Here is a 939-nt window from a genome sequence, read left to right as displayed (position 1 = left end):
TAGGGCGTGTTTCAGATGTTAGAGCCATTCGTTGATCGCGGCGATGGTGACGGTGGCTTCGTAGCGGACGGCGAGTTTGTCGTATCGGGTGGCGACGGCTCGGTAGCGTTTGAGCCGGTTGATGCCGCATTCGACGGCGTGACGCTGTTTGTAGATGTCCTTGTCGAACACGGGTCGGCGACCACCGCGGCGGCCTAGTTTCCTGCGGTGGCGAACCTGGTCTGTTTTCTCCGGGATGGTGCAACGGATGCCCCGTTTCCGCAGATAGGCACGGTTGGCGCGGGAACCGTATGCCTTGTCCGCCAGCACCCGGTCCGGACGGGTGCGAGCACGCCCCCGCCCGGACCGGGGCACGCTGATCCGCTCCAGCACCGCCGTGAACTGCGGCGAGTCATTCCGCTGCCCGGCAGTGACCACGACCGAGAGGGGTTTCTGCCCCTGCTCACACGACAGATGCAGCTTGGTGGTCAGCCCGCCCCGCGATCGGCCGATCCCGTGATCGTCCGGCTCAAGGTCGACCCCGCCCGGCGGTTCACGCTGCTCAGCCCCTTTTTTCGCGCACCAGCAGCGTGCTGATGCGCGCGAGCCACCGTGGAATCAACACTCACATCCCACGTGATCAGCCCGTCCGCGTCCGCCTCGGCCTGCAACTGGGCCAGAATCCGTTTCCAGGTCCCGTCCCGCTGCCACCGCCGGAACAACCCATACACCGTCTGCCACGGCCCATACCGCGCCGGCAAATCCCGCCACTGCACCCCCGTACGCACCCGAAACCGGATCCCGTCGATCAACCGCCGCCGCGGATGCACCGGCGGACGACCCGGCTTCTTCCCCACAGGCAGCAACGGTTCCAGCCTCGCCCACTGCTCATTCGTCAGGTCACCACGCCCCATACAAAGATCATCCCAAAACAAGACCCACTTCTGAAACAGGCCCTAG

1 protein-coding gene is annotated in these 939 nt (G+C 65.3%); it reads right to left on the bottom strand.

The window, feature by feature from the left end; translation table 11 throughout:
• Window positions 1–18: 18 nt before the first annotated feature.
• Window positions 19–893, bottom strand: a protein-coding gene (locus ACM6LU_RS39160) for an IS5 family transposase (protein WP_414942918.1) whose coding sequence is annotated in 2 segments (ribosomal slippage) — window positions 19–503 and window positions 503–893 — 876 coding nt in all. Because the reading frame shifts where the segments join, the coding sequence is not laid out codon by codon here.
• Window positions 894–939: the final 46 nt, after the last annotated feature.

Source organism: Amycolatopsis sp. cmx-11-51, assembly GCF_047608665.1.
In the GTDB taxonomy this organism is placed as follows: domain Bacteria; phylum Actinomycetota; class Actinomycetes; order Mycobacteriales; family Pseudonocardiaceae; genus Amycolatopsis.
Note: the sequence above shows the minus strand (reverse complement) of the source record. Positions and strands in the feature narration are given on the sequence as shown.